General features: G+C 51.7%; 21 protein-coding genes. 9 read left to right on the top strand and 12 right to left on the bottom strand.

Going from position 1 to position 25,900, the window contains the following annotated elements:
- The first annotated feature begins 90 nt into the window (after positions 1-90).
- Positions 91-549 (top strand): methylglyoxal synthase, encoded by a 459-nt coding sequence (mgsA, locus tag NA624_RS00105; RefSeq protein WP_000424187.1) that lies wholly within the window; start codon positions 91-93, stop codon positions 547-549.
- 35 nt (positions 550-584) lie between these two features.
- On the opposite strand, the gene helD is transcribed toward mgsA, so the two are convergent.
- Positions 585-2,639, bottom strand: a complete 2,055-nt coding sequence (helD, locus tag NA624_RS00100) for a DNA helicase IV (RefSeq protein WP_000420522.1) — start codon at positions 2,637-2,639, stop codon at positions 585-587.
- A 123-nt stretch (positions 2,640-2,762) separates the two neighbouring features.
- On the opposite strand from helD, the gene NA624_RS00095 reads away from it, so the two are divergent.
- Both NA624_RS00095 and yccS read left to right on the top strand, forming a co-directional pair.
- Positions 2,763-3,209: a YccF domain-containing protein gene (locus tag NA624_RS00095; RefSeq protein ID WP_001261222.1), complete on the top strand. Its 447-nt coding sequence runs from the start codon at positions 2,763-2,765 to the stop codon at positions 3,207-3,209.
- 18 nt (positions 3,210-3,227) lie between these two features.
- Entirely contained in the window at positions 3,228-5,381 is a 2,154-nt protein-coding gene (gene yccS / locus NA624_RS00090) for a YccS family putative transporter (RefSeq protein WP_000950884.1), read from the top strand.
- On the opposite strand, the gene NA624_RS00085 is transcribed toward yccS, so the two are convergent.
- Positions 5,368-5,973 carry a TfoX/Sxy family DNA transformation protein gene (locus NA624_RS00085; RefSeq protein ID WP_001202375.1) on the bottom strand — a complete coding sequence of 202 codons (606 nt, stop codon included), beginning with the start codon at positions 5,971-5,973 and terminating at the stop codon, positions 5,368-5,370. The genes yccS and NA624_RS00085 overlap by 14 nt on opposite strands.
- A gap of 216 nt (positions 5,974-6,189) precedes the next feature.
- On the opposite strand from NA624_RS00085, the gene sulA reads away from it, so the two are divergent.
- On the top strand, positions 6,190-6,699 hold the full coding sequence (gene sulA, locus NA624_RS00080; protein ID WP_000288730.1) for an SOS-induced cell division inhibitor SulA: 510 nt from the start codon (positions 6,190-6,192) through the stop codon (positions 6,697-6,699).
- 356 nt (positions 6,700-7,055) lie between these two features.
- Positions 7,056-8,108, top strand: coding sequence for a porin OmpA (gene ompA, locus NA624_RS00075; protein ID WP_001562588.1), 1,053 nt, complete (start codon positions 7,056-7,058; stop codon positions 8,106-8,108).
- Positions 8,109-8,179: 71 nt separating this feature from the next.
- On the opposite strand, the gene matP is transcribed toward ompA, so the two are convergent.
- Positions 8,180-8,632 (bottom strand): macrodomain Ter protein MatP, encoded by a 453-nt coding sequence (matP, locus tag NA624_RS00070; RefSeq protein ID WP_000877172.1) that lies wholly within the window; start codon positions 8,630-8,632, stop codon positions 8,180-8,182.
- 185 nt (positions 8,633-8,817) lie between these two features.
- On the opposite strand from matP, the gene NA624_RS00065 reads away from it, so the two are divergent.
- Together NA624_RS00065 and fabA are read left to right on the top strand one after the other, a co-directional pair.
- On the top strand, positions 8,818-10,578 hold the full coding sequence (locus NA624_RS00065; protein WP_000156462.1) for an AAA family ATPase: 1,761 nt from the start codon (positions 8,818-8,820) through the stop codon (positions 10,576-10,578).
- A gap of 68 nt (positions 10,579-10,646) precedes the next feature.
- Positions 10,647-11,165: a bifunctional 3-hydroxydecanoyl-ACP dehydratase/trans-2-decenoyl-ACP isomerase gene (gene fabA / locus NA624_RS00060; RefSeq protein ID WP_000227928.1), complete on the top strand. Its 519-nt coding sequence runs from the start codon at positions 10,647-10,649 to the stop codon at positions 11,163-11,165.
- Positions 11,166-11,265: 100 nt separating this feature from the next.
- Here fabA and rmf read toward each other — a convergent pair whose 3' ends face one another.
- The 6 genes from rmf to rlmKL form a co-directional block, all read right to left on the bottom strand.
- The gene (gene rmf, locus NA624_RS00055; RefSeq protein ID WP_001537784.1) at positions 11,266-11,433 is read right to left on the bottom strand and encodes a ribosome modulation factor; all 168 of its coding nucleotides are present in this window, start codon (positions 11,431-11,433) and stop codon (positions 11,266-11,268) included.
- A gap of 255 nt (positions 11,434-11,688) precedes the next feature.
- Positions 11,689-12,252, bottom strand: a complete 564-nt coding sequence (gene pqiC / locus NA624_RS00050) for a membrane integrity-associated transporter subunit PqiC (RefSeq protein WP_000759136.1) — start codon at positions 12,250-12,252, stop codon at positions 11,689-11,691.
- Complete coding sequence (gene pqiB, locus NA624_RS00045; RefSeq protein ID WP_000433412.1) at positions 12,249-13,889, bottom strand: intermembrane transport protein PqiB; 1,641 nt, start codon at positions 13,887-13,889, stop codon at positions 12,249-12,251. The genes pqiC and pqiB overlap by 4 nt, the downstream gene beginning before the upstream one ends.
- Before the next feature lie 4 nt (positions 13,890-13,893).
- A complete protein-coding gene (gene pqiA / locus NA624_RS00040; RefSeq protein ID WP_000333193.1) occupies positions 13,894-15,147 on the bottom strand; it encodes a membrane integrity-associated transporter subunit PqiA in 1,254 nt (417 codons plus the stop codon).
- A 14-nt stretch (positions 15,148-15,161) separates the two neighbouring features.
- Positions 15,162-17,069 carry an ABC transporter ATP-binding protein gene (locus NA624_RS00035; RefSeq protein WP_000053044.1) on the bottom strand — a complete coding sequence of 636 codons (1,908 nt, stop codon included), beginning with the start codon at positions 17,067-17,069 and terminating at the stop codon, positions 15,162-15,164.
- Positions 17,070-17,081: 12 nt separating this feature from the next.
- Positions 17,082-19,190 carry a bifunctional 23S rRNA (guanine(2069)-N(7))-methyltransferase RlmK/23S rRNA (guanine(2445)-N(2))-methyltransferase RlmL gene (gene rlmKL / locus NA624_RS00030; protein WP_001086481.1) on the bottom strand — a complete coding sequence of 703 codons (2,109 nt, stop codon included), beginning with the start codon at positions 19,188-19,190 and terminating at the stop codon, positions 17,082-17,084.
- A 98-nt stretch (positions 19,191-19,288) separates the two neighbouring features.
- Here rlmKL and NA624_RS00025 point away from each other — a divergent pair, with 98 nt between their 5' ends.
- Entirely contained in the window at positions 19,289-20,398 is a 1,110-nt protein-coding gene (locus NA624_RS00025; RefSeq protein ID WP_000224062.1) for a YcbX family protein, read from the top strand.
- On the opposite strand, the gene zapC is transcribed toward NA624_RS00025, so the two are convergent.
- The 3 genes from zapC to pepN form a co-directional block, all read right to left on the bottom strand.
- Positions 20,395-20,937, bottom strand: a complete 543-nt coding sequence (gene zapC / locus NA624_RS00020) for a cell division protein ZapC (RefSeq protein WP_001220671.1) — start codon at positions 20,935-20,937, stop codon at positions 20,395-20,397. The genes NA624_RS00025 and zapC overlap by 4 nt on opposite strands.
- 165 nt (positions 20,938-21,102) lie before the next feature.
- On the bottom strand, positions 21,103-22,113 hold the full coding sequence (gene pyrD / locus NA624_RS00015) for a quinone-dependent dihydroorotate dehydrogenase (protein ID WP_000291723.1): 1,011 nt from the start codon (positions 22,111-22,113) through the stop codon (positions 21,103-21,105).
- Between the two features lie 207 nt (positions 22,114-22,320).
- A complete protein-coding gene (pepN, locus tag NA624_RS00010; RefSeq protein ID WP_000193768.1) occupies positions 22,321-24,933 on the bottom strand; it encodes an aminopeptidase N in 2,613 nt (870 codons plus the stop codon).
- A gap of 426 nt (positions 24,934-25,359) precedes the next feature.
- Between pepN and NA624_RS00005 the strand changes: the two genes are divergently transcribed.
- A complete protein-coding gene (locus NA624_RS00005) occupies positions 25,360-25,551 on the top strand; it encodes a DinI-like family protein (RefSeq protein WP_000497441.1) in 192 nt (63 codons plus the stop codon).
- Positions 25,552-25,900: the final 349 nt, after the last annotated feature.

The following is a 25,900-nucleotide window of genomic DNA, read 5'->3' as shown; positions in this document are numbered from 1 at the left end:
AGTTGTCCCAGCGCGCAATTTTTTTGTCTTTCTCTTGCAGCATCAAGCGCTTCCAGTAATCTGTAGACAGGTTAACTACGGAATCGAATTATGGAACTGACGACTCGCACCTTGCCGACGCGCAAACATATCGCGTTGGTTGCTCACGACCACTGCAAACAGATGTTAATGAACTGGGTGGAACGCCATCAGCCGTTGCTGGAAAAACACGTTCTTTATGCAACCGGCACCACGGGGAATCTGATCCAGCGCGCAACCGGTATGGACGTTAATGCGATGCTGAGCGGCCCGATGGGCGGCGACCAGCAGGTTGGCGCGCTCATTTCAGAAGGGAAAATCGACGTGTTGATTTTCTTCTGGGACCCGCTTAACGCGGTACCGCACGACCCCGATGTCAAAGCGCTACTGCGTCTGGCCACCGTATGGAATATTCCTGTCGCCACTAATGTCTCAACGGCGGACTTTATCATCCAGTCCCCGCATTTTAATGACGCTGTAGATATTCTTATTCCGGATTATGCGCGTTATCTGGCCGAGCGCCTGAAATAACCGCTACGCGGGCGGGATGCTGTACCGCCCGCGCTTTAGGGCTTCCTCGCCACCGGCACATCCAGCTGTTTAAGCGCCTCCACAAAGCGCGAGGGATTATCTTTATTAAAAAGCAGCCAGACCCGCGCACGCGCGCGCGTCAACGCCACATATAACAAACGCCGCTCTTCAGCGTCCGGAAAATCCTCAACCTGAGGAAGAAGCGCACTTTCCATAATGGATTCTCGCGCCGGGGCGGGGAAACCGTCGTTACCCTCCTGCAATCCGACAAGAATCACGTAATCGGCCTGTTGGCCTTTGCTGGCATGGATAGTCATGAAGTCTATCTGTAACTTCGGCCAGCGAGTCGCCGCTTTTTGTAGACTCGCGGGTTTCAGATGATGATAGCGCGCCAGCACCAGGATACGTTCATCTTCCTTCGCATAGCCGGATAATTTATCCAGTAACGCGTCCAACTGGCTTTCATCTAATAACGTCACCGCTTTTTTATCGCCTGGGGTCAGACTATTTAACGGTTTTTTAAGCTGGTGCGGATTCTGCTGTACAAAGCGATTGGCAATATCGCCAATCCGACTGTTAAAACGGTACGTGGTGTCCAGGTGGCAATGCTCGCCCTCGCCGAACATCTGATGAAACGCCGTCGTTAAGGAGAGCTGCGCCCCGCTAAAACGGTAAATCGCCTGCCAGTCATCGCCCACGGCAAACAGCGTAGTCTGGCTATTCTGCTTGCGCAGTGCTTCTAACAGCGCCGCCCGTTGCGGGGAAATATCCTGAAATTCATCGACCAGAATATGCTTCCACGGGCTGATAAAACGCCCTTTTTCGAGGATCACCATTGCCTGATGGATCAGACCGGAGAAATCAACGGCATTTTCCGCTTTCAACGCGCTTTTCCAGGCCTTCAGCAGCGGCGCCATCAGCTTAATGCGTTTGCCAAACAGCTCGCGGCACTCCTCTGGCGCGCCAGCGATCATTTCTGCCTGCGCGCCGCCGTGCATACGCATCAAGCTGACCCAACGATCCAGGCGAGGGGCCAGACGCCGCTGCAATGTCTCATCGTCCCAGAAATTACCTTCCGGCACTACCCACTGCATCTCCTCTTCCAGCCACTGACGCCAGCCTTTGGCCTGCGCTTTTTTCTCGCTACACTGCTGACGCCAGGTGCGCAGAAATAGCTGATGCCGTGCGGTGGCGTCACTTTCCAGCTTACTGACAACCGGCGCTTTTTTACTGCCTTGCTGAATAATATACAGCGCCAGCGAATGGAACGTACGGGCAGTAATCTCTTCCGTATGTAAGCGCTCGCGGATACGCTCATCCATCTCTTCTGCCGCCTTGCGACCAAACGCCAGTAAAAGAATTTGCCCCGCATCGGCTTGTCCGCGCGCCAACAGCCAACCCGCGCGCGCCACCAGCACCGAAGTCTTGCCGCTTCCCGCACCCGCCAGTACCAGTAACGATGATTCGCCGTTAACCACCGCCCTGGCCTGGGAGGGATTAAGCGGAGAAGATTCTATCTGCGTAAAAAAGTCGGCATGCGCTTCCAGCATGGCATCGGCATACGCCTGATTATGCTGCTGCCGACTTCCCTCGCTATCCTGCAACCATGCCAGACACTTACGCCATATCTCGCGACAGTGATCAAACTCCTCCAGACGTGAGACCGGCAGCGGTAAGGCGGCAAACGTCTGGCGAATTTCGTGTTCCAGCCCCCGAACGCGTTCACGGGTAAGCCATTGGTTTTCGCCCGTTCGCTCACTAATACGCGCCCATTGCTCTTGTAATGCCTGCGCGGCGACATCACTCATCTCCTGGCTCCAGCGACGCCAGTGCGCGTCCAGATAGCGATGGAATTGCTGAGTTTCCGACCACTCAGTACCGTGCAAACGCACGACTTTATCCTCCGGCAGGACAAACTCCAGCTCGCCCCATACCAGCCCACGCTTACAGTGAATCGCCAATAACTGATTGAATGGAATAAGATATTCATGCCTGTCGCCAGACACTTTCACCCCAGCGTTGAGGATCACGGCACGATCATACGGGTGTTGCGCCAGACGTTTTCCAAGAGAAGTTGCTTTCAGTTCCATGACTCAGCGAATCCAGACGTAAAGATGTGCTTATCAGTGTAACCGCCAGAGAAAACGTGCTCCAGTCTAAAAAAACGTTACAATTGCCCGCAGTGATAGAAAACCGGAATGAACTGAGGGTTTATGCGTACCGTTCTGAATATTTTAAACTTTGTACTGGGCGGCTTTGCCACTACGCTGGCCTGGCTGCTGGCGACGCTGGTCAGTATTGTGCTTATTTTTACCCTGCCGTTGACCCGCTCCTGCTGGGAGATAACCAAACTGTCCCTGTTCCCTTACGGTAATGAAGCCATTCACGTTGACGAACTTAATCCGGCGGCGAAAAGCGTATTAATGAATACTGGCGGTACCTTGCTGAATATTTTCTGGTTACTTTTTTTCGGCTGGTGGCTATGCCTGATGCACATTGCCTCCGGTATCGCGCAGTGTGTCACTATCATCGGGATACCTGTCGGTATTGCGAACTTTAAAATTGCCGCGATTGCGCTTTGGCCTGTCGGTCGCCGCGTCGTCTCTGTAGAAACCGCTCGCGCCGCGCGAGAAGCTAACGCGCGCCGCCGTTTTGAATGATCGGGACAAATAGCCTTTATGTTAAGTCCGTTGATTCGCCGTTATACCTGGAACAGTACCTGGCTGTATTACATCCGCATTTTTATCGCTCTGTGCGGCACCACCGCCCTGCCCTGGTGGCTGGGCGACGTCAAACTGACCATCCCGCTCACGCTCGGTATGGTTGCCGCGGCGCTAACCGATCTCGACGACCGCCTTGCCGGACGCTTGCGTAATTTAATCATTACCTTAATTTGCTTTTTTATCGCGTCGGCTTCTGTGGAGCTGCTCTTTCCCTGGCCGTGGCTATTTGCGTTGGGCTTAACGTTATCCACCAGCGGGTTTATTCTGTTGGGAGGATTAGGGCAACGCTATGCCACCATCGCGTTCGGCGCGTTACTCATTGCCATCTATACGATGCTGGGTACCTCTTTATACGATCACTGGTATCAGCAACCTCTACTCCTGCTGGCAGGCGCAGTATGGTATAACCTACTGACGCTAACCGGGCATCTGCTATTTCCGATCCGTCCGTTGCAGGATAATCTGGCACGCAGTTACGAACAGTTAGCGCACTATCTGGAACTGAAATCACGTCTGTTTGATCCTGATATTGAAGATGAAAGCCAGGCGCCGCTCTATGGTTTAGCGTTAGCGAACGGGCAGTTAATGGCGACGCTGAACCAAACGAAAGTGTCGTTGTTGACTCGACTGCGCGGCGATCGCGGTCAACGCGGTACGCGCCGCACCCTCCATTACTATTTTGTGGCGCAGGATATTCATGAACGCGCCAGTTCTTCGCATATTCAATACCAGACGCTGCGCGATTATTTTCGCCATAGCGACGTCATGTTCCGCTTTCAACGTCTGATGTCGATGCAGGCGCAGGCCTGTACGCAGCTGGCGCGCTGTATCTTACTGCGTACGCCGTACCAGCATGATCCGCGTTTTGAACGCGTCTTTACCCACATTGACGCCGCGCTTGAACGTATGCGCGCCAGCGGCGCTTCGTTAGAGCTGTTAAATACGCTTGGGTTCTTATTAACCAACCTACGCGCTATTGATGCGCAACTGGCGACGATCGAGTCGGAGCAGGCCCAGGCAATGCCGCGCAATGAGTCAGAAAACCAGTTGGCTGATGATAGCCTGCACGGGTTTAGCGACATCTGGCTGCGTCTGAGGCGTAATTTTACCCCGGAGTCCGCTCTCTTTCGCCATGCGGTACGCATGTCGCTGGTATTGTGCATCGGTTATGCTCTCATCCAAATTACCGGGATGCGCCACGGGTACTGGATATTGCTCACCAGCCTGTTCGTTTGTCAGCCTAACTATAACGCGACCCGCCATCGCCTTGCGCTCAGGATTATCGGTACGTTGGTAGGCGTTGCGATCGGCCTGCCGATTTTATGGTTTGTCCCTTCGCTTGAAGGACAGTTAGTTCTGCTGGTGATTACCGGCGTGCTTTTCTTCGCATTCCGTAATGTGCAGTATGCCCATGCGACGATGTTCATCACCCTGCTGGTATTACTCTGCTTTAACCTCCTGGGCGAAGGCTTCGAGGTAGCGTTACCGCGCGTCGTCGACACGTTAATTGGCTGCGCTATCGCCTGGGCTGCGGTCAGCTTTATTTGGCCGGACTGGCGCTTTCGCAACCTTCCCCGGGTACTCCAGCGCGCCACCGATGCTAATTGCCGCTACCTTGATGCGATCCTTGAGCAATATCACCAGGGACGGGATAACCGCCTGGCCTATCGCATTGCCAGACGCGACGCGCACAACCGCGATGCAGAACTGGCATCCGTGGTTTCTAATATGTCGAGCGAACCCGACGTCACGGCCGAAACCCGGGAGGCGGCGTTCAGGCTGCTTTGCCTCAATCACACTTTTACCAGCTATATCTCCGCCCTCGGCGCGCACCGCGAAAAGCTCAGTAATCCGGACGTGTTGGGGCTTCTGGATGACGCGGTCTGCTACGTTGATGATGCGCTTCATCATCAACCTGAAGACGAACAGCGCGTACACCAGGCGCTGGAGGGTTTAAAGCAGCGAGTTCAGTCGCTGGAAACACGTCCGGACAGCAAAGAACCTCTGGTTGTTCAACAAATTGGTTTGCTCATTGCCTTACTGCCCGAGATTGGACGCTTGCAACGGCAAATTTCACCGCCGACTTCTACATTAATTACCCAGCCGTAAGCGAATGAGCCCAGTCGGCAAGCTCCTGGCGACGACTCGCCGGGAGCGCCGCTTCATGTACGCCGACAATTGCGCCTTCCAGGGCATACAAAACTTTCACCGTCAGCAAGGGATTGCTTTGTCGCAACCTTAGCCAGCACATTTTCGCGCCCAGTATGCGTAACATATTTTCGTCCTTTATCCCTGACTCATTGAGCAATGTTTCCAGATGGAAGGTCATATTGGGGAGATCTTTGAGTCTGTGCTGTAAAATACGGCTGTGTTTTTCCTTCATTGCCGCGTCAAGAGAATACTTCGATAAACGTACCAGCTGCTGCTGATCGCGCCACAGGCTTTCATCCACCCGGTAATAGTTGAGCATAACGGGACGTCCACATTTCATAAACATGAGCCAGGCGGGAGGATGCTTCACACAGTAGGGTACGCTTTCTTCACAGGCGCGGAGATAAAGCTCACCATTAGCCACCATCGCAAAGACGGTATCCTCCACGGTCAGACTATAGCTACCGAATAAAGATCGATACTGGATCGTCCCCAAAGAGGCCAAATATTCTTGCGATTTATAGATCCTGTCATAAGAGAGTGCTCTCATAAAATTCCTTTTAAATCATAAAGTAAAAGAATGATTTGCAGTAACGGATCCGTTAATGACGAAAATAGGCAACTTATACTCCGCGAGCAAGATGATTTTTATTTTTGACGCCACTAAGAATAAAAATTGCGAGACAGTTTCCGAAAATAGAGTTGATCTTTCATCGCCACAGGGGTACTGTATGAATATACAGTAACTCACAGGGCTGGATTGATTATGTACACTTCAGGTTATGCAAATCGTTCTTCGTCATTTCCTACCACTACCCACAACGCTGCGCGCACCGCTACGGAAAATGCCGCGGCAGGACTGGTCAGTGAAGTTGTCTACCACGAAGACCAGCCCATGATGGCGCAACTCCTGCTTTTGCCTTTACTCCGTCAGTTAGGCCAACAATCACGCTGGCAGCTCTGGCTCACGCCGCAGCAAAAGCTCAGCCGTGAATGGGTACAGTCTTCAGGTTTGCCATTAACGAAAGTGATGCAAATTAGCCAGCTTGCGCCTCGTCATACGCTGGAGTCGATGATCCGCGCTTTGCGTACAGGAAATTACAGCGTGGTAATTGGTTGGTTGACTGAAGAACTGACAGAAGAAGAACATGCCAGCCTGGTTGAAGCAGCGAAGGTAGGTAATGCGGTAGGGTTTATCATGCGCCCTGTACGTGCGCACGCTTTACCCAGGAGACAGCATTCCGGGCTAAAAATTCACTCTAATTTGTATCATTAAGTAAAATTAGGATTTATCCTGGACTTTTTTTTACGCGAACGCATCTCCTTTGAGTGGTAACGTTTTTTTTGCGAGAAAGCTTGCCAGAAGCGGTTTCCGCAATTTTTGCTGTACGATTTATCATCTGAAACTGTTAAATGATGTGTATATCCAGCATGTTTTTTTCACATGTCTGACGGAGTTCACACTTGTAAGTTTCCAACTACGTTGTAGACTTTACATCGCCAGGGGTGCTCAGCATAAGCCGTAGATATCGGTAGAGTAACTATTGAGCAGATCCCCCGGTGAAGGATTTAACCGTGTTATCTCGTTGGAGATATTCATGGCGTATTTTGGATGATAACGAGGCGCAAAAAATGAAAAAGACAGCTATCGCGATTGCAGTGGCACTGGCTGGTTTCGCTACCGTAGCGCAGGCCGCTCCGAAAGATAACACCTGGTACGCTGGTGCTAAACTGGGCTGGTCTCAGTACCATGACACCGGCTTCATTAACAATGATGGCCCGACTCATGAAAACCAACTGGGCGCAGGTGCTTTTGGTGGTTACCAGGTTAACCCGTACGTTGGCTTTGAAATGGGCTACGACTGGTTAGGCCGTATGCCGTACAAAGGCGACAACATCAATGGCGCTTATAAAGCTCAGGGCGTTCAGTTGACCGCTAAACTGGGTTATCCAATCACTGACGATCTGGACGTTTATACCCGTCTGGGTGGTATGGTATGGCGTGCAGACACCAAGTCTAACGTCCCTGGCGGCGCGTCTACTAAAGACCACGACACCGGCGTTTCCCCGGTATTCGCGGGCGGTATCGAGTATGCCATCACCCCTGAAATCGCAACCCGTCTGGAGTACCAGTGGACTAACAACATCGGTGATGCCAACACCATCGGCACCCGTCCGGACAACGGCCTGCTGAGCGTAGGTGTTTCCTACCGTTTCGGCCAGCAAGAAGCTGCTCCGGTAGTAGCTCCGGCTCCGGCTCCGGCTCCGGAAGTACAGACCAAGCACTTCACTCTGAAGTCTGACGTACTGTTCAACTTCAACAAAGCAACTCTGAAACCAGAAGGCCAGCAGGCTCTGGATCAGCTGTACAGCCAGCTGAGCAACCTGGATCCGAAAGACGGTTCCGTCGTCGTTCTGGGCTTCACTGACCGTATCGGTTCTGACGCTTACAACCAGGGTCTGTCCGAGAAACGTGCTCAGTCTGTTGTTGATTACCTGATCTCCAAAGGTATTCCGTCTGACAAAATCTCCGCACGTGGTATGGGCGAATCTAACCCGGTTACCGGCAACACCTGTGACAACGTGAAACCTCGCGCTGCCCTGATCGATTGCCTGGCTCCGGATCGTCGCGTAGAGATCGAAGTTAAAGGCGTTAAAGACGTGGTAACTCAGCCGCAGGCTTAAGTTTCCGTCTGATAAAAAACCCCGCGTCGCGGGGTTTTTTGCTCTGGTCTGGATGACAACGCCTTTCAGCGTTACTTCTTGCCTAATAACGCCTGTAAATCCTGCTTTAACGTGGTCATTTGCGTGGCATATTTCTCTTTATGCTCCGCGTCTTCTATCAGTTGCACTATCGTTTCGGATAATGTTTTACCGCGTCGCTGCGCAAGGCCCGCCAGACGCTGCCAGACCATAAACTCTAAATCGATAGATTTTTTGCGCGTATGCTGATGTTCCGCATTGAAGTGTCGTTTGCGTCTTGCCCGAATGGTTTGTTTCATCCGATTAAGCAAGGCAGGATTCATATGCCTGTCTATCCAGACATTTACCCGCACCGGTTCATTTTCGAGGGCCAACAACAAATTGACGGCTTCCTGGGCAGCACTGGCTTCCACGTAGCGGGTGATCAACTCCCCTTCGCGATGCTTTTTCACCAGATATTTCCATTTCCAACCGCTTTCAAGATTTTCAAGTTGTTGATATTTCATTGCGATCCCAATGTTACCGTGTAACTGTTATCAGAATATCAGTTTTTTAGCCATCTGAAGAAAAGAATCTCTAACCTGTGAATGGTTACACGTCTTCATATTACTTTGCATTCGCTTTCCGCGTGTGCAGCGTGACGGGTTAGGCTATAATCCCCCCTTTTACAACAGACTAAAAAACCTCAACTTTGACCATTACGAAACTTGCATGGCGTGATCTGGTTCCGGATAGCGAAAGCTATCAGGAGATATTTGCACAGCCACACGCGACTGACGAAAACGACACCTTACTCAGTGATACTCAGCCACGACTGCAATTTGCGCTTGAGCAGCTTATTCAGCCGTGGACCTCATCCTCTTTTATGCTGACTAAAGCGCCTGAAGAGCAAGAGTATCTCACTTTACTTTCAGATGCCGTCCGCGCTCTGCAAACCGATGCCGGACAATTAACCGGCGGACATTATGACGTTTCCGGGCATACTGTTCATTACCGCGCCGCGCAGAATGCGCAAGACAACTTTGCCACCGTCACACAAGTCGTCAGCGCGGACTGGGTCGAAGCCGAACAGCTCTTTGGTTGCCTGCGGCAGTATAACGGCGACATTACCCTGCAGCCGGGACTGGTTCATCAGGCGAACGGCGGCGTGCTGATTATTTCCTTACGAACCCTTCTGGCGCAGCCGTTACTGTGGATGCGTCTGAAAGCCATCGTTAGCCGCGAGCGTTTTGACTGGGTGGCGTTTGACGAGTCGCGTCCATTACCGGTCTCCGTGCCATCAATGCCGCTCAAACTGAAGGTGATTCTGGTTGGCGAACGTGAATCACTGGCTGATTTTCAGGAAATGGAACCGGAGCTCGCGGAACAGGCTATCTACAGTGAATTTGAAGACAATTTACAGATAGCGGACGCAGAAGCTATGACCCTGTGGTGTCAATGGGTGACGCGTATCGCTTTACGCGATAATTTGCCCCCTCCGGCACCGGACGCCTGGCCCGTCCTGATACGCGAGGCTGTGCGCTATACCGGCGAACAGGATACGCTGCCTCTTTGCCCACTGTGGATAGCCCGCCAGTTTAAGGAGGCGTCGCCTTTATGCGAAGGCGATACCTGCGGCGCAGAAGCGCTCAGCCTGATGCTTGCCCGACGCGAATGGCGAGAAGGCTTTCTGGCGGAGCGGATGCAGGATGAGATTCTGCAAGAGCAGATCCTGATTGAAACCGAAGGCGAACGTGTTGGACAAATCAATGCGCTTTCCGTCATTGAGTTTCCCGGACATCCACGCGCCTTTGGCGAACCGTCGCGAATTAGCTGTGTTGTGCATATCGGCGATGGCGAATTTAACGATATTGAGCGCAAGGCCGAACTTGGCGGAAATATCCACGCTAAGGGAATGATGATTATGCAGGCCTTCCTGATGTCGGAGTTGCAGCTGGAGCAACAAATTCCCTTCTCTGCCTCGTTAACCTTTGAGCAGTCCTACAGCGAAGTGGATGGCGATAGCGCCTCTATGGCGGAATTATGTGCGCTCATCAGCGCGCTGGCCAATGTGCCAGTGAATCAAAACATTGCGATTACCGGCTCGGTCGATCAGTTTGGTCGCGCTCAACCGGTGGGTGGGCTAAACGAAAAAATTGAAGGTTTCTTCGCCATCTGCGAGCAGCGGGAATTAAACGGTAAACAGGGCGTGATTATCCCTGCCGCCAATGTCCGCCATCTCAGTCTTAAATCTGAACTGCTGCAAGCGGTTAAAGAAGAGAAGTTCACTATCTGGGCGGTAGACGACGTGACCGACGCCTTACCGCTACTGTTAAATCTGGTGTGGGATGGCGAAGGTCAAACGACGTTGATGCAGACTATCCAGGAGCGTATCGCGCAGGCGACGCAACAGGAAGGCCGTCATCGTTTCCCGTGGCCATTACGTTGGCTGAACGCTTTTATTCCGAACTGATCGGACTTGTTCAGCGTACACGTGTTAGCTATCCTGCGTGCTTCAATAAAATAAGGTTTACATAAAACATGGTAGATAAACGCGAATCCTATACAAAAGAAGACCTTCTTGCCTCTGGTCGTGGTGAACTGTTTGGCGCTAAAGGGCCGCAACTCCCTGCGCCGAACATGCTGATGATGGACCGCGTCGTTAAGATGACCGAAACGGGCGGCAATTTCGACAAAGGCTATGTCGAAGCCGAGCTGGATATCAATCCGGACCTATGGTTCTTCGGATGCCACTTTATCGGCGATCCGGTGATGCCCGGTTGTCTGGGTCTGGATGCTATGTGGCAATTGGTGGGATTCTACCTGGGCTGGTTGGGCGGCGAAGGCAAAGGCCGCGCTCTGGGCGTGGGCGAAGTGAAATTTACCGGCCAGGTTCTGCCGACAGCCAGGAAAGTCACCTATCGCATTCATTTCAAACGTATCGTAAACCGTCGCCTGATCATGGGCCTGGCGGACGGTGAGGTTCTGGTGGATGGTCGTCTGATCTATACCGCACACGATTTGAAAGTCGGTTTGTTCCAGGATACTTCCGCGTTCTAAGTGTTGAATTGATATTCCGCGCTATCGGTATCATGCTTGCAAAGCCAATAAAGGCGAAACCTCCGCACTGCGGAGGTTTCTTTTTTCTAAAGAGACAGAATCAGGCCATTACCGCCCTGTCCTCCATGGCTTGTCGCCAACCTCCCAACCAGTATGACCGTTGATTCAGCGTCTGATAGGGACACATTTCTTTTGATCGTCCGGCGATGCCGGCCTGATATCCACGTTGATGTGCCCGTTCCAGGCGATCTCGTTTTTGTCTCTTCATGCCTCGTTTCCCTCATATTTGTATCTGGTGGAAAAGAAAACAGTGATTACAAAATGTGCAATCACACTACACGAATACCTCTAAATGGATCGCCCGTCAATGCGCAAAATTCACACCAATGTCATATTTGTGAGCTATACGGTAAATCATTTGTACAAAAAATGTGAGCCATAACAACTATTTTTCCGGCGTCAAAAATAAAAAAACCGCCTCAGGCGCACGACCTGAAGCGGTTAAATTTACATTACTTTTATCTCAGGGAAGGCGCTTTATCTCATCTGCGATAGCGGCTGCTTCCTGACTCCATGCGCTTGCCAGTACTTTGACCATCTCATCATAGCCATCTTTCTGCTGGCTGGCTTCGATATGGAAAGGCCGCTTAATCAGTTGTCCGTTGTGGTTTAATAGCCACTCCCCGCTGACGATAACCTTACCATCGTAACGTCCATGGAATCCGGTTACGGTAACGTTCAACGTATCCTGGGTGGTTCCCAACGGCTGGGAAGCGACGACCCAGCCAGGAAGCCGGGCGCTAAGATTCGCCACCAGCGTGTTACGTAATTGCTGGTCCAGCGGGCTGGCCCACAGATTGTTATTGGCAATCACATACTGGACATCACTGGTTTGATACACCACGCCGTTACCTGCCAGATAGTCAGGTACGGAAACCTGCTCTACCCATAAGAGACGGTTGCCCTGGCTTGCGGTGCTTTGCACACCGCTTTGCGCTATCGGGAGCTGATAATAGCTTTTATTCTCTCCGCCGGAGCTACATGACGCCAGCCAGAACGCCATTATCACGACTAGCCATTTTTTCATTGTTTCGCCCTCTTAGGCTCAGGATCTTTTTTATCCTTCGCTTCAAATACCAGCGCGTTGCTCTTCTCGTTCAGAGTTTTCAACACCGGTTGTAACTCACGAAGCACCTGATCGAGACGCTGCATATCCGCCACCATTTTGTTATACGCCGCCGATCCAGGCTGGAAGCCTTGCATACTGCGGTTAAGTTCGCGTAACGTCGTTTGCATATCCGCCGGAAGCTGCTGCATCGACTGACTGGAGGTAATCTTGTTCATATTATCCAGCGTGGTTTGCAGCCGACGCATAGTACGCTGGCTTTCAGACAGCGTATTGGTCGCTTGTTCAATCATCGGATTCAGCGGCAGGTTGTTGATCTTATCCAACGTTTCCACCAGTCGCTGTTGAATTTGCGCCAGGCCGCTGCTGACGGTGGGAATAATTTCATAACCATCAAATTCGCGTAGCCCGGTAATCGGCGGTTCCTTAGGATAAAAGTCCAGATCGACATACAGCGCTCCGGTCACCAGGTTACCGGTTTTAAGCGATGCACGCAGACCGCGCTTAAGCAGCTCCGCCAAATGCGCGGCAACATCCGCATTTTCTCCCAGTTGCGCTTTCAGACGCTCCGGTTCAATGCGCACCAGCACAGGAATACGGTAATCATCGTTAAATACCTGGCGCATTTTAGACGCAAAGAAAGGCACTTTGCTTACCGTCCCCAGACGAATACCGCGGAACTCCAGCGGCGCGCCAGGTTGTAATCCGCGCACCGAATCTTTAAAGAACATCAGGTAATCGATATGATCGGTGTACAGCGAATCCTGAATACTTTTTTGATCGTCGTAGAGATTAAACGCCGTTTTTTCGGCGACAGGTTGCCCCTGCTCAAGTCCTTCCGGCACATCAAAACTCACGCCGCCGCCAAACAATGTCGTCAACGATCCCATTTCCACGCGCATTCCCGCCGATGTCAGATCCACAGCGATACCGCTATCTTTCCAGAATCGGACATTACTGGTAACCAATCGATCGTTTGGCGCCTTAATGAACAACTGATAACTCATTGTCCGTTTTTGCGGATCGAAAGAGCTGGTTTCAACGGATCCTACCCGATAGCCCCGGAACAGAACGGGATCGCCGGGACTGAGCTGACCGGCCTTTTTGCTGTCCAGAATCACACGAATGCCTTTGGCATCGGGCGGCGCCAACGGCGGTGAATCAAGAAGCTGATAGCTTTCCGGCTGACTGCCCTTACTTCCTGGTTGTAGTTCAATATACGCGCCTGATAGCAGCGTCCCAAGCCCGCTGATGCCTTCACGCCCCACCTGCGGTTTTACGACCCAAAATACCGAGTCTTTATGCAGCAACTTTTCCATGCCGGAATGAAGCCGCGCTTTGATTTGTACATGGGTCAGATCGTCAGTCAGCGTCGCGCTTTCAACCACGCCGACATCCACGCTGCGACTTTTGATCGTCGTTTTTCCGCCTTCAATACCTTCCGCATTGGTGGTAATTAAGGTAACTTCCGGTCCCTGGTGGCTGTAGTGATAAAACAGAATCCAGGCTCCGATAAGCGCAGTAACAATCGGGAATATCCAGACAGGCGACCAATTTTTCACCTTTTGTACTTTGGCTTCCCCTTTTTTAGGTTCCATGCTATCAGGACTCCTCATGGCCTGGTTCGTATTCACGATCCCACGACAGACGCGGATCAAAGGTCATCGCAGAAAACATTGTCATTATGACGACTAAAGCAAACATCAACGCACCCATCGCAGGATAAATATTCATTAACCCTCCCATGCGCACCAGCGCAGAGAGTACAGCAATGACAAAGACATCAATCATTGACCAGCGTCCCACAAACTCCACTACTTCATAAATAAAATGCATCCGTTCACTGTCGCGTTTACCGTGGCCTTTCGCATCCCAACAAAGCCAGGCAATGGCGATCATTTTTAGCGTCGGCACCATAATACTGGCGAGAAAGATAACCGCCGCCACCGGATAAGACCCCTCGCTCCACAGCAAAATCACGCCAGCCAGAATGGTCGACGGCATTTTAGAGCCCAGTAAGTCGGTAATCATAATCGGCAAAATATTGGCGGGCAGATAAAGCATGATCGAGGTAAATAATAACGCCAGCGTCCACTGCAAACTGTTTTTACGCCGGACATAGCCTTTCGTATGGCAACGCGGACAGACGAGACTCTCCGCAGGCAGGATCGCCGTGCAGCAGGCGCAAGAACGCAAAGACTGCCGGATACCGGTAATCCCCGGCGTTAACGGCTGCGCCAGTGCAGGCTGCGGGGCGATATCATCCCACAGCCAGCGGCGATCGACACACTGGAACGCCCGCAGTTGAACGAGACAAAATAAGCACCAGGGAATAAAACTGCTGCCGATGCCGATATCGCCGTAGGCCATCAGCTTAACAAAACTGACCAACACCCCGGCGAGAAATATTTCCGCCATTCCCCACGATTTGAGGAGGAAAAAGATCCTTGCCAGCGTTTTTTTTACCGACAACGGCAGATTGGCGCGGTTGACAAGTAATAGAATGGTCACCAGGCAAAATGCCGGCACCAGTTGGACAAATAATAAAAAGAACGTGCCGAGGCTGGCGTAATCTTCAGAAAACATGACGCCGGGGATTTCCAGAAGCGTGACTTCGCTGGTGACGCCCGCGACATTCATATTCACGAAGGGAAAAAGGTTAGAAAGCAGCAACATAAATAGTGCCGCTAACGCATAGGCGGTAGGACGCTGCCGGGGCGCGTCCCACTCGGTCGTTAACGTTGCGCCGCATCGTGGACATGCTGCTTTTTGCCCATGCGAGAGGCGGGGTAAAGCCACCAGCATGTCGCATTGCGAGCACAATATGTGCTTCGCAGCATGGTGATGTTCACACATAGGCGCTCCTTTCGTTATGCCCCGTTTTTCAGGCCTTCAAGATACTCCCAACGTTCGAAGGCTTGCTCAAGTTCTTGCTCCGCCTGACTTAAATCGGCCAGAACTTTCTGCGTTTGCTCATGGGGTTGGCTAAAAAAGGCCGCATCCGCAACCTGCGCCTGTAGCGCTTCCAGCTTCGCTTCCAGGTCTTCAAGCTGACCGGGTAACTGCTCCAGCTCGCGCTGCAGTTTATAGCTTAGTTTGCTACTGCCACGTTTTACAATTTCTGCTTTAGGGGCAATAACTTCCTCATTTTTTTTCGCCATCGGCTGTTTCGTCGCCAGATGCTGCTCTTGCTGCGCACGCGCATCATGGTAGCCGCCGATATAACGTCCGATTTTGCCGCCGCCCTCGAAAATCCAGCATTCCGTCACTGTATTATCGACAAATTGCCGATCGTGGCTGACCAGTAGTACCGTGCCCTGATAGCCATCAATTAATTCTTCTAATAGTTCCAGCGTTTCGACGTCAAGATCGTTCGTTGGTTCATCGAGAATTAAAAGATTGCTCGGCTTGAGGAACAGTCGCGCCAGCAGCAGACGGTTACGTTCGCCGCCAGAAAGCGCGCGAACGGGCGTCATCGCCCGTTTGGGATGAAACAGGAAGTCCTGCAAATAGCCCAGTACATGGCGCGGCTTACCGTTTACCATCACCTCTTGCTTGCCTTCCGCAAGGTTATCCATCACGGTTTTTTCCGGATCCAGTTCGGCGCGATGCTGATCGAAGTAGGCGACTTCCAGCTTCGTTCCTACGTGGATGCGCCCGCTGTCAGCCTGAAGCTGTCCCAGCATCAGTTTCAGTAGCGTGGTTTTACCGCAGCCGTTCGGGCCAATTAACGCAATCTTGTCGCCGCGCTGCACCTGAGCGGAGAAATCTTTTACCAGTTGTTTTCCTTCTACCTGGTAATCGACATTCTCCATCTCAAAAACGATTTTACCGGAGCGCGTCGCCTCTTCGACCTGCATCTTCGCCGTGCCCATCACTTCCCGGCGCTCGCTGCGTTCACGACGCATCGCTTTTAACGCCCGCACGCGCCCTTCATTACGGGTGCGGCGCGCCTTGATACCCTGGCGAATCCAGACTTCTTCCTGCGCCAGTTTGCGATCAAATTCCGCGTTTTGTAATTCTTCTACGCGCAGCGCTTCTTCTTTCTCCAGCAGGTATTGATCGTAATTTCCCGGATAGGTGACAAGTTTGCCACGATCGAGATCGACAATGCGGGTCGCCATATTGCGAATAAACGAACGATCGTGAGAGATAAAAATAATCGTTCCGTTAAAGGTTTTCAGAAACCCTTCCAGCCAGTCGATAGTTTCGATATCCAGATGGTTAGTCGGTTCATCCAGTAACAATACGCGCGGATTGCTGACCAGCGCCCGACCCAGCGCGGCTTTACGCAGCCAGCCGCCGGAGAGCGACGACAGCGCGGCGTTAGGATCGAGTCCAAGCTGCGCCAGCACTTCATTAATACGGTTTTCCAGCTGCCACAGATTATGATGATCGAGCTGTTCCTGTACGCGCGCCATTTCATTGAGGTTTTTCTCGCTGGGATCGGTCATCACCAGACGGGAAATCTCATGATAGCGCTTGAGGTATTCCGCTTGTTCTTCGATACCTTCGGCGACAAAGTCATAGACGCTGCCCGCAATATTACGGGGCGGGTCCTGTTGCAGACGCGCGACGATCAGATCCTGCTCATAAATAATACGCCCATCGTCCAGACCCTGTTCGCGGTTGAGGATCTTCATCAAGGTGGATTTCCCGGCGCCGTTACGCCCCACCAGACAGACGCGTTCGTTATCTTCGATATGCAACTCTGCGTTATCGAGAAGCGGCGCGTCGCTGAACGACAGCCATGCGCCATGCATACTGATTAATGACATTTACTTTTCCTTTCAGGCGGCGCGGATCAGCCAACAGTTATGAATCTGACGGTTACGGGCAAAATCCGGGGAAAGCGTTTTTTGCGTAATTTCTTGTGCGGTAAGCCCCAGCTCAGCCAGCCCTTCCAGATCCATACGGAATCCGCGCTTATTATTTGAGAACATGATGGTGCCGCCTTTACGCAGCAGGCGTTTTAAATCTTTCATTAACGCAACATGATCGCGCTGAACATCAAACGACTCTTCCATACGTTTTGAGTTAGAGAACGTTGGCGGATCGATAAAGATCAAATCGAACTGTTCATTCGCCTCGCGCAGCCAGCCCAGGCAGTCGGCCTGAATCAGGCGATGCGCGCGGCCACTCAGTCCGTTCAGACGCAAATTACGTTCGGCCCACTCCAGATAGGTGCGGGACATATCCACCGTTGTGGTGCTGCGCGCGCCGCCCAGCCCCGCATGTACGCTGGCGCTGCCGGTATAAGAAAAGAGATTCAGGAAATCTTTGCCTTTGCTCATTTCTCCCAGCATTCTGCGGGCAATACGGTGATCGAGGAACAGACCGGTGTCGAGATAATCCGTCAGATTTACCCATAAGCGCGCATTATATTCGCTGACCTCAAGGAACTCGCCCTTCTCGCTCATTTTCTGATACTGGTTTTTTCCTTTTTGTCGTTCACGGGTTTTTAACACCAGTTTATTCGGCGGAATACCGAGCACTGACAAGGTTGCCGCAATAATATCGAACAGACGTTGCCGCGCTTTTTGCGCATCCACCGTTTTCGGCGGCGCATATTCCTGAATCACTGCCCAGTCGCCGTAACGGTCTACCGCCACGTTATATTCCGGCAGGTCGGCATCATACAAGCGATAGCATTCAATCCCTTCCTGGCGCGCCCATTTCTCCAGCTTTTTAAGATTTTTACGCAGGCGATTAGCGTAATCTTCCGCCACCGTCGCCGGTTTACTGTCCGCCGTGGTTTCCGCAATATGATAGTTTTTCTGCACGCAGTCCAGCGGGCCATTCTTGGCTTTAAACTGTTTGTCGGCACGTAATTGCAGGCTGCCCAGCAAATCGGGCGAAGCGCTGAACAGCGACAGGTTCCAGCCGCCAAACTGATTTTTCATGGTACGGCCCAGCAGGCTGTGCAACGCAATCAGCGCCGGTTCGCTGTCCAGACGTTCGCCGTAAGGCGGGTTACTGATCACCGTACCATACGGGCCTTTCGGCAATGGATTACTCAGTTGCGCCACATCTTTCACTTCAAAGGTGATAAGCTCGCCGATACCGGCGCGACGGGCGTTGCTGCGCGCCCGCTCAATGACGCGCGCATCGCTGTCGGAACCGTAGAAATGAGAGGAATACTCCGCCAGTCCCTTACGCGCCCGGGTCTGCGCTTCGGCTTTCACTTCCTGCCAGATAGCCTCGTCATGCTGCGCCCAGCCGCTAAATCCCCAGTGACCACGGTGCAGGCCCGGCGCGCGATCGGTCGCCCACATCGCGGCCTCAATCAATAGTGTCCCCGAACCACACATAGGGTCGAGCAGCGGCGTACCTGGTTGCCAGCCGGAACGCATAACAATCGCTGCCGCCAGCGTCTCTTTAATTGGCGCCAGCCCGGTGCGATCGCGATAACCGCGCAGGTGCAGGCCATCACCACTGAGATCCAGCGCAATGCTGGCAGTTTCTTTATTCAGCCAGACATTAATACGGAGGTCCGGCGATTCGCGGTCCACATTTGGACGCGGAAGATTTTTCCGCGTAAACGCATCGACAATCGCGTCTTTAACTTTCATCGCGCCATACTGGCTATTACGGATGGTGTCGTTCAGGCCGCTGAAATGCACCGCAAACGTCGCGCCAGGATTAAAAATCTCTGTCCAGTTTATCGCCTGAACGCCGAGGTAAAGATCGAGATCGCTGTAGACCTTGCACTCACCCATCGGCAGGATAATACGCGAGGCCAGGCGGCTCCACATCAGGCTCTGGTAAATAAGCCGCGTGTCGCCCTGAAAATGGACCCCACCCTGAACAACCTGACACCCTACGGCGCCCAGTTTTTCCAGTTCAGTTTTTAACAGCTCTTCCAGCCCGCGGGCCGTACTGGCAAACAGAGAATTCATATTGTCACTTTTACGCTAAGAAAATTGTTGCGCATTATAGCTAATCTCACGCCCATGTCATAAAGTTGAAGGCTTATTTTCATTTGAGGGACTGTACGGTGGCGACGTTATCACGGCTCTTTATTCATCCGGTCAAATCCATGCGCGGCATTGGTCTGACTCATGCGCTGGCAGATATCAGCGGCCTGGCTTTTGATCGCATCTTCATGATAACCGAGCCTGACGGCACATTTATCACCGCCCGCCAGTTTCCACAAATGGTACGTTTTACCCCCTCCCCCTTACACGACGGCCTTCATTTGACCGCGCCAGACGGCAGTAGCGCGCTGGTTCGCTTTACGGATTTCACCCCGCAGGATGCGCCGACCGAGGTCTGGGGAAACCATTTTACCGCTCGCGTCGCCCCGACGGCGATTAATCAATGGTTGAGCGGCTTTTTCTCCCGCGATGTCCAGTTGCGCTGGGTTGGGCCGCAGTTGACGCGCCGGGTTAAACGGCATAACGCGGTGCCGCTGGGATTTGCCGATGGCTACCCGTATTTATTAACCAACGAAGCCTCGCTGCGCGATCTGCAACAGCGTTGTCCGGCAGGCGTACAAATGGAACAATTCCGCCCAAACTTAGTGGTTTCCGGCGTAGCGGCCTGGGAGGAAGATAGCTGGAAAGTGCTTCGCATTGGCGATGTGATTTTTGACGTCGTGAAACCCTGTAGCCGCTGTATTTTTACGACCGTCAGCCCTGAAAAGGGGCAAAAACATCCTTCCGGAGAACCGCTGGCGACACTGCAAGCTTTTCGTACCGCCCAGGACAATGGCGATGTGGATTTCGGTCAGAATCTGATTGCCCGCAATAGCGGCGTCATTCGCGTCGGCGATGAAGTGGAGATTCTGGCGACAGCCCCGGCAAAAGCTTATGGCGCCACAACGGTCGACGACAGCGTTACGCCAGATAAACACCCGGACGCGAGTGTAACCATCGACTGGCAGGGGCAAACCTTCTGTGGGAATAATCAACAGGTACTACTGGAACAGTTGGAGAATCAGGGAATTCGTATTCCGTATTCTTGCCGGGCAGGTATCTGTGGTTGCTGCCGGATACGTTTGCTGGAAGGCGAAGTAAGTCCGCTGAAAAAATCGGCTATGGGTGACGATGGTACGATTCTGAGCTGTAGCTGCGTGCCTAAGACCGCGTTACGACTGGAAAATTAAACCGCTTGTTCAAGGCTGAAACTGTGACAGTGAACCTGCGGTTTCAGCCTGTCGTTCATAATTTTAATCGCATCGCCAAGCTGCATGGTTCGGCCTGCTATCACCACGCCCGGCTGGGCCAGCAGACACAACGCGGCATTTTCTCCCGGCTCAACGACCAGCAAATTAACCTGTTCCGCCGTATCGCTTAACCAGACGCTTGCGGCATCGCCCGTTCCCGGGGTCCACATTTCGCCATGCGCCACAAAATGCCAGCTTTTTGGCATCTGCGGTTTGAGATAGCGAATCGCCACCAGCGCATTCAACACCAGCTCCGCGCGTTGCTCTTTAGTTAATTCGAAATCCCGGCATTTTTCTTCAAAGGAAAAATAGAGCGCGGCATCATCCACACAAAAACCGGTCGGGCAAAACGCGTCCGGCGTAAGCATTTTACGAGAGAAGCGCGAGCGAAAAAGCATACCATTGGCGAGATCGAGCATCATACGATCGTGCTCTTCATCATAATACCAGCGCCAGTTATCGTCAGGTTTAATTCGCATTACCTCTCTCCCGCTTTTAAGCAACTCGTAACAGCATTGTCCTTTCGCCGCTTCGTTTATTACCCCAATAATAAAAGCCTAAAATGTCTAAATAAGCAACAGTGGAGAAATATAAAACAACCAGCGCCGGAAATAAAGCCCTGGTTGTCTGATAAAGGGTAAAGTTTAGATGTGCGTTACGATTTCTTTAATCAATGGCGGGCCTTTAAAAATAAAGCCGGAATAAATTTGTACCAGCGTAGCTCCTGCCGCTATCTTCTCGCGCGCGGCGATAACTGAGTCAATGCCGCCGACGCCGATAATAGGCAATTGTCCTTTTAACTCCTGGGATAAACGGCGAATAATTTCTGTGCTTTTTAATTGTAATGGCCGGCCACTTAATCCCCCCGTTTGCTGGCAATTTTTCATTCCTTGTACCAGAGAACGATCGAGGGTGGTATTTGTCGCAATCACCCCATCAATATTATGACGAAGCAGGCTATCGGCAACCTGGATCAATTCTTCTTCACAAAGATCCGGCGCGATCTTTACTGCCACCGGCACATATTTATGGTGGATCGCCTGAAGATCGTTTTGCTTATTTTTAATGGCAGTTAACAGATCGTCCAGCGCATCGCCATACTGGAGCGTACGTAGCCCTGGCGTATTCGGCGAAGAAATATTAATGGCGATATAACCCGCATAAGCATAGACTTTTTCCATACAAATCAGGTAGTCATCTTTGCCATTTTCGACAGGCGTATCTTTATTTTTACCGATGTTAATTCCCAGAATACCATCAAAATGGGCTTTTTTAACATTCTCGACCAGGTTATCGACGCCCAGATTATTAAAGCCCATCCGATTGATCAGACCTTCAGCATCCACCAGACGAAAAAGACGCGGCTTATCGTTACCCGGCTGTGGGCGCGGCGTCACGGTGCCGATTTCCAGGGAGCCAAACCCCATCGCGCCTAACGCGTCGATGCACTCCCCGTCTTTATCCAGACCGGCAGCCAGCCCCAGTGGATTTTTAAAGGTAAGTCCCATGCAGGTAACCGGCTTTGTCGGTACTTTCTGGCGCACCAGCGCTTCCAGCGGCGTACCTGTAATGCGGCGTAATTGTTGAAATGTAAATTCATGAGCGCGCTCTGGATCGAGCTGGAAAAGGGCTTTACGAACGAAGGGATAGTACATGAACTCTCCTGGATTCCCGGTGTGCAAACCGGGGGCGTATTATGGGCGATAATAAAGCAAAAGGGAATTGACCTACGGCAATAAATAGCAATCGTTTTCCTTCATTCTCACTTCACGTTTCGCCAGCGAGCGTCATCGTCCGGCAAAAAAATGCCCGGCAGCGCTAACGCTTACCGGGCATGTCTTACCTCTTTATAGCAGATACTGTCAGGCTAACGCTTTAGTTATCTTCTCGTACAGATCGCCGGAAAGATTCTCCAGTCCTTTTAACTGCTCCAGCGCCGCGCGCATTTTCTCCTGACGCTTATCATCATAACGTTTCAGACGAATCAGCGGTTCAATGAGGCGAGATGCTACCTGCGGGTTACGGCTATTCAGATCGGTCAGCATCTCGACCAGGAACTGGTATCCGCTACCGTCTTGCGCATGGAACGCCGCCGGGTTGCTGCCAGCAAATGCGCCAATTAATGAACGGATGCGGTTCGGGTTGCTCATACTGAAAGAACGGTGTTTGAGCAGGCTGCGTACGGTTTCCAGTACATTTTCCGCCGGGCTTGTGGATTGCAGGATAAACCATTTATCCATCACCAGGCCGTCCTGATGCCACTTATCGTCATACTCCTGCATCAGCATATCGCGGCACGGCAACTGCGCCGCCACCGCAGCAGACAGGGCCGCCAGCGCATCGGTCATATTATTGGCGTCGCGATACTGTTTGCTGACCAGCGTATTAGCCAGCTCCGTCTCACCAAACGCCAGGAAGCGCAGGCAAGCATTGCGCAGCGTGCGCTTACCGATATCGCCGTGATCAACACGATACTCATCCAGATGATTGGCGTTATAGATAGCCAGGAACTCATCCGCCAGTTCTGCCGCCAGCGTACGCGTTAGCGCTTCACGAACTTGCGCAATGGCGATCGGGTCAATGACCTCAAACAGCTCCGCAATTTCATTGGCCGAAGGCAGCGTTAAAATTTCTGCGGCCAACGCCGGATCGATTTTCTCATCCAACAGTACTGCACGGAACGCATCAGCGACATGCACCGGAAGCGATAGCGGTTGCCCCTGCTGATGACGCGCCACATTCAGTTTAATGTATGTGGCCAGCAGGCTTTGCGCCGCATCCCAACGGGAGAAATCATTGCGCGCATGGCGCATCAGGAACGTCAACTGCTGATCGCTCCATTTATATTCCAGTTTCACCGGCGCTGAAAACTCGCACAGCAAGGCCGGAACAGGCTGGAAGTAGACATTATCGAAGGTAAATGTCTGCTCCGCCTGCGTGACGTTCAGCACGGCATTGACCGGGTGACCGCCTTTTTGCAACGGAATGACGTTGCCTTCGTTATCGTACAGTTCAATGGCGAATGGAATATGCAGCGGCTGCTTCTCCGCCTGATCCGCCGTCGCCGGAGTACGCTGGCTGATGGTCAACGTGTACTGCTCGGTTTCCGGATTATAATCATCTTTTACCGTTACAATCGGCGTGCCGGACTGACTGTACCAGCGGCGGAAATGGGACAAATCGACATTAGAAGCATCTTCCATCGCCTGTACGAAGTCATCACACGTCGCGGCGCTGCCGTCATGGCGCTCAAAATAAAGCTGCATCCCCTTCTGGAAATTTTCCTCACCCAGCAACGTGTGGATCATGCGAATGACTTCCGCACCCTTTTCATAAACGGTGAGGGTGTAGAAGTTATTCATTTCGATTACTTTATCCGGGCGGATAGGATGCGCCATCGGGCTGGCGTCTTCCGCGAATTGTAAACCGCGCATGGTACGCACGTTACTGATGCGGTTCACCGCGCGTGACCCCAAATCAGAGCTAAACTCCTGATCGCGGAACACGGTTAGCCCCTCTTTCAGGCTCAACTGGAACCAGTCGCGGCAGGTGACGCGGTTGCCGGTCCAGTTGTGGAAATACTCATGACCTATCACGCGCTCAATATCGAGATAATCTTTATCCGTCGCGGTATCGGTTCGCGCCAGCACGTATTTGGAGTTAAAGATATTGAGACCTTTATTCTCCATCGCGCCCATATTAAAGAAATCCACCGCGACAATCATATAGATGTCGAGGTCATATTCGAGCCCAAAACGCGTTTCATCCCATTTCATGGAATTTTTCAGCGAGGTCATTGCCCACGGCGCGCGATCCAGATTGCCACGGTCAACGTACAGTTCTAACGCGACTTCACGCCCGGAGCGGGTGGTAAAGGTATCGCGCAGCACGTCAAAATCACCGGCCACCAGCGCAAACAGATAACACGGTTTCGGGAACGGATCTTGCCACTGAACCCAGTGACGGCCATTCTCCAGTTCGCCCTGCGCAACACGGTTGCCATTGGAGAGCAGGAAGGGATATTTGCTTTTATCGGCAATAATTTTGGTGGTAAATCGCGCCAGTACGTCCGGGCGGTCAAGATACCAGGTAATATGGCGGAAGCCCTCCGCTTCACACTGGGTACAGAGCGCATCGCCGGACTGGTACAATCCTTCCAGCGCCGTATTCGCCGCCGGACTTACCTCGTTGACAATGCGTAACGTAAAACGCTCTGGCAGGTCGCGGATGATAAGCGCGCCCTCTTCTTCCTTATATGCTGTCCACGGCGCATCGTTGACGTGGATAGATACCAGCGTTAAATCTTCCCCATCAAGGCGAAGAGGCGCATCAGGCGCGCCATGACGAACAGCCTGGCTTATTGCGGTGACCACGGTTTTTTCGGCATCGAGGTCAAAGGTCAAGTCAATATCAGTAATCTGGTAATCCGGCGCGCGATAGTCATGGCGGTATTTGGCTTGTGGCTGTTGTGTCATAAAAAACCTTTCGCATCTTTGTGTAGAGTGTCGACTCCAGTCTATTCCTGTTGCGCAAATCGCGCTACGCAGAATGTTCATCTTTTCAGGCACAAACGGCCTCTTTGCTACATTTTTATAATATGTACTCATAGTTTTTAAAATCGATAAAGATCGTCCAGGAGCGCTTTAAACAAGGGATGAGCGAGATCGAGATGAAGCTTGATTAACGAACTTTAACGAACTTCACAGACCACTTTTGCCCCATCCATGCCCCACACATAATTTTAGTCAACGCCAGACCCCATCAGCCCTGCAGGGAAAATCGATAACAAACACGCCCGCAGTATGTTCCCCAAAATTTAAAAACAAGTGGTTCATGCCTTGACAGACAAAACCGCCAAAGCAAAAATACTGTATATACAAACAGTTATTAGCGAAACACGTATGTTCGTAGAACTGGTTTATGACAAGCGTAATGTTGAAGGACTCGAAGGGGCCAGCGAGATCATTCTGGCCGAACTGACGAAGCAGGTGCACCAGATTTTCCCTGATGCCGAAGTGAGGGTGAAGCCGATGCAGGCAAACTGCTTGAATAGTGATACCAACAAAAGCGATCGCGAAAATTTGAACAGATAGCTTATTAAAAATAGATTTATCTTAAACCACGTCATTTACATTTAGCCACCTCCCCAAAATCCGGATTCAGCTTAAGAAAAATGCGACAATACAATAAAAACATATCATATAAGCCCCCTCAACAAATGTAATTTTAAGGCCAACAAACACCTCTAACTTATTCACTTTCAATTAATTTCATAAATAATAATTAACAACAAAAGAATTGTATTAATATCCACACTGTAGTATATAATTACATTAACAAAATTACTATTCGGCGAGTATATTATTGTAAATAGACCCGTTTTAGTTCCAGGCATTTTTTGAGATCCCGGCCAAATGATTGTGTTGCCGATATTCCTCCGGC

This window comes from Salmonella sp. NW38 (genome assembly GCF_051807745.1).
In the GTDB taxonomy this organism is placed as follows: domain Bacteria; phylum Pseudomonadota; class Gammaproteobacteria; order Enterobacterales; family Enterobacteriaceae; genus Salmonella; species Salmonella enterica.
Note: the sequence above shows the minus strand (reverse complement) of the source record. Positions and strands in the feature narration are given on the sequence as shown.

Bases quoted from the DNA above. Each gene is read 5' to 3' on its own strand.
- mgsA (WP_000424187.1), top strand. From the start codon at position 91: ATGGAACTGACGACTCGCACCTTGCCGACGCGCAAACATATCGCGTTG.
- helD (WP_000420522.1), bottom strand. From the start codon at position 2,639: ATGGAACTGAAAGCAACTTCTCTTGGAAAACGTCTGGCGCAACACCCG.
- NA624_RS00095 (WP_001261222.1), top strand. From the start codon at position 2,763: ATGCGTACCGTTCTGAATATTTTAAACTTTGTACTGGGCGGCTTTGCC.
- yccS (WP_000950884.1), top strand. From the start codon at position 3,228: ATGTTAAGTCCGTTGATTCGCCGTTATACCTGGAACAGTACCTGGCTG.
- NA624_RS00085 (WP_001202375.1), bottom strand. From the start codon at position 5,973: ATGAGAGCACTCTCTTATGACAGGATCTATAAATCGCAAGAATATTTG.
- sulA (WP_000288730.1), top strand. From the start codon at position 6,190: ATGTACACTTCAGGTTATGCAAATCGTTCTTCGTCATTTCCTACCACT.
- ompA (WP_001562588.1), top strand. From the start codon at position 7,056: ATGAAAAAGACAGCTATCGCGATTGCAGTGGCACTGGCTGGTTTCGCT.
- matP (WP_000877172.1), bottom strand. From the start codon at position 8,632: ATGAAATATCAACAACTTGAAAATCTTGAAAGCGGTTGGAAATGGAAA.
- fabA (WP_000227928.1), top strand. From the start codon at position 10,647: ATGGTAGATAAACGCGAATCCTATACAAAAGAAGACCTTCTTGCCTCT.
- rmf (WP_001537784.1), bottom strand. From the start codon at position 11,433: ATGAAGAGACAAAAACGAGATCGCCTGGAACGGGCACATCAACGTGGA.
- pqiC (WP_000759136.1), bottom strand. From the start codon at position 12,252: ATGAAAAAATGGCTAGTCGTGATAATGGCGTTCTGGCTGGCGTCATGT.
- pqiB (WP_000433412.1), bottom strand. From the start codon at position 13,889: ATGGAACCTAAAAAAGGGGAAGCCAAAGTACAAAAGGTGAAAAATTGG.
- pqiA (WP_000333193.1), bottom strand. From the start codon at position 15,147: ATGTGTGAACATCACCATGCTGCGAAGCACATATTGTGCTCGCAATGC.
- NA624_RS00035 (WP_000053044.1), bottom strand. From the start codon at position 17,069: ATGTCATTAATCAGTATGCATGGCGCATGGCTGTCGTTCAGCGACGCG.
- rlmKL (WP_001086481.1), bottom strand. From the start codon at position 19,190: ATGAATTCTCTGTTTGCCAGTACGGCCCGCGGGCTGGAAGAGCTGTTA.
- zapC (WP_001220671.1), bottom strand. From the start codon at position 20,937: ATGCGAATTAAACCTGACGATAACTGGCGCTGGTATTATGATGAAGAG.
- pyrD (WP_000291723.1), bottom strand. From the start codon at position 22,113: ATGTACTATCCCTTCGTTCGTAAAGCCCTTTTCCAGCTCGATCCAGAG.
- pepN (WP_000193768.1), bottom strand. From the start codon at position 24,933: ATGACACAACAGCCACAAGCCAAATACCGCCATGACTATCGCGCGCCG.
- NA624_RS00005 (WP_000497441.1), top strand. From the start codon at position 25,360: ATGTTCGTAGAACTGGTTTATGACAAGCGTAATGTTGAAGGACTCGAA.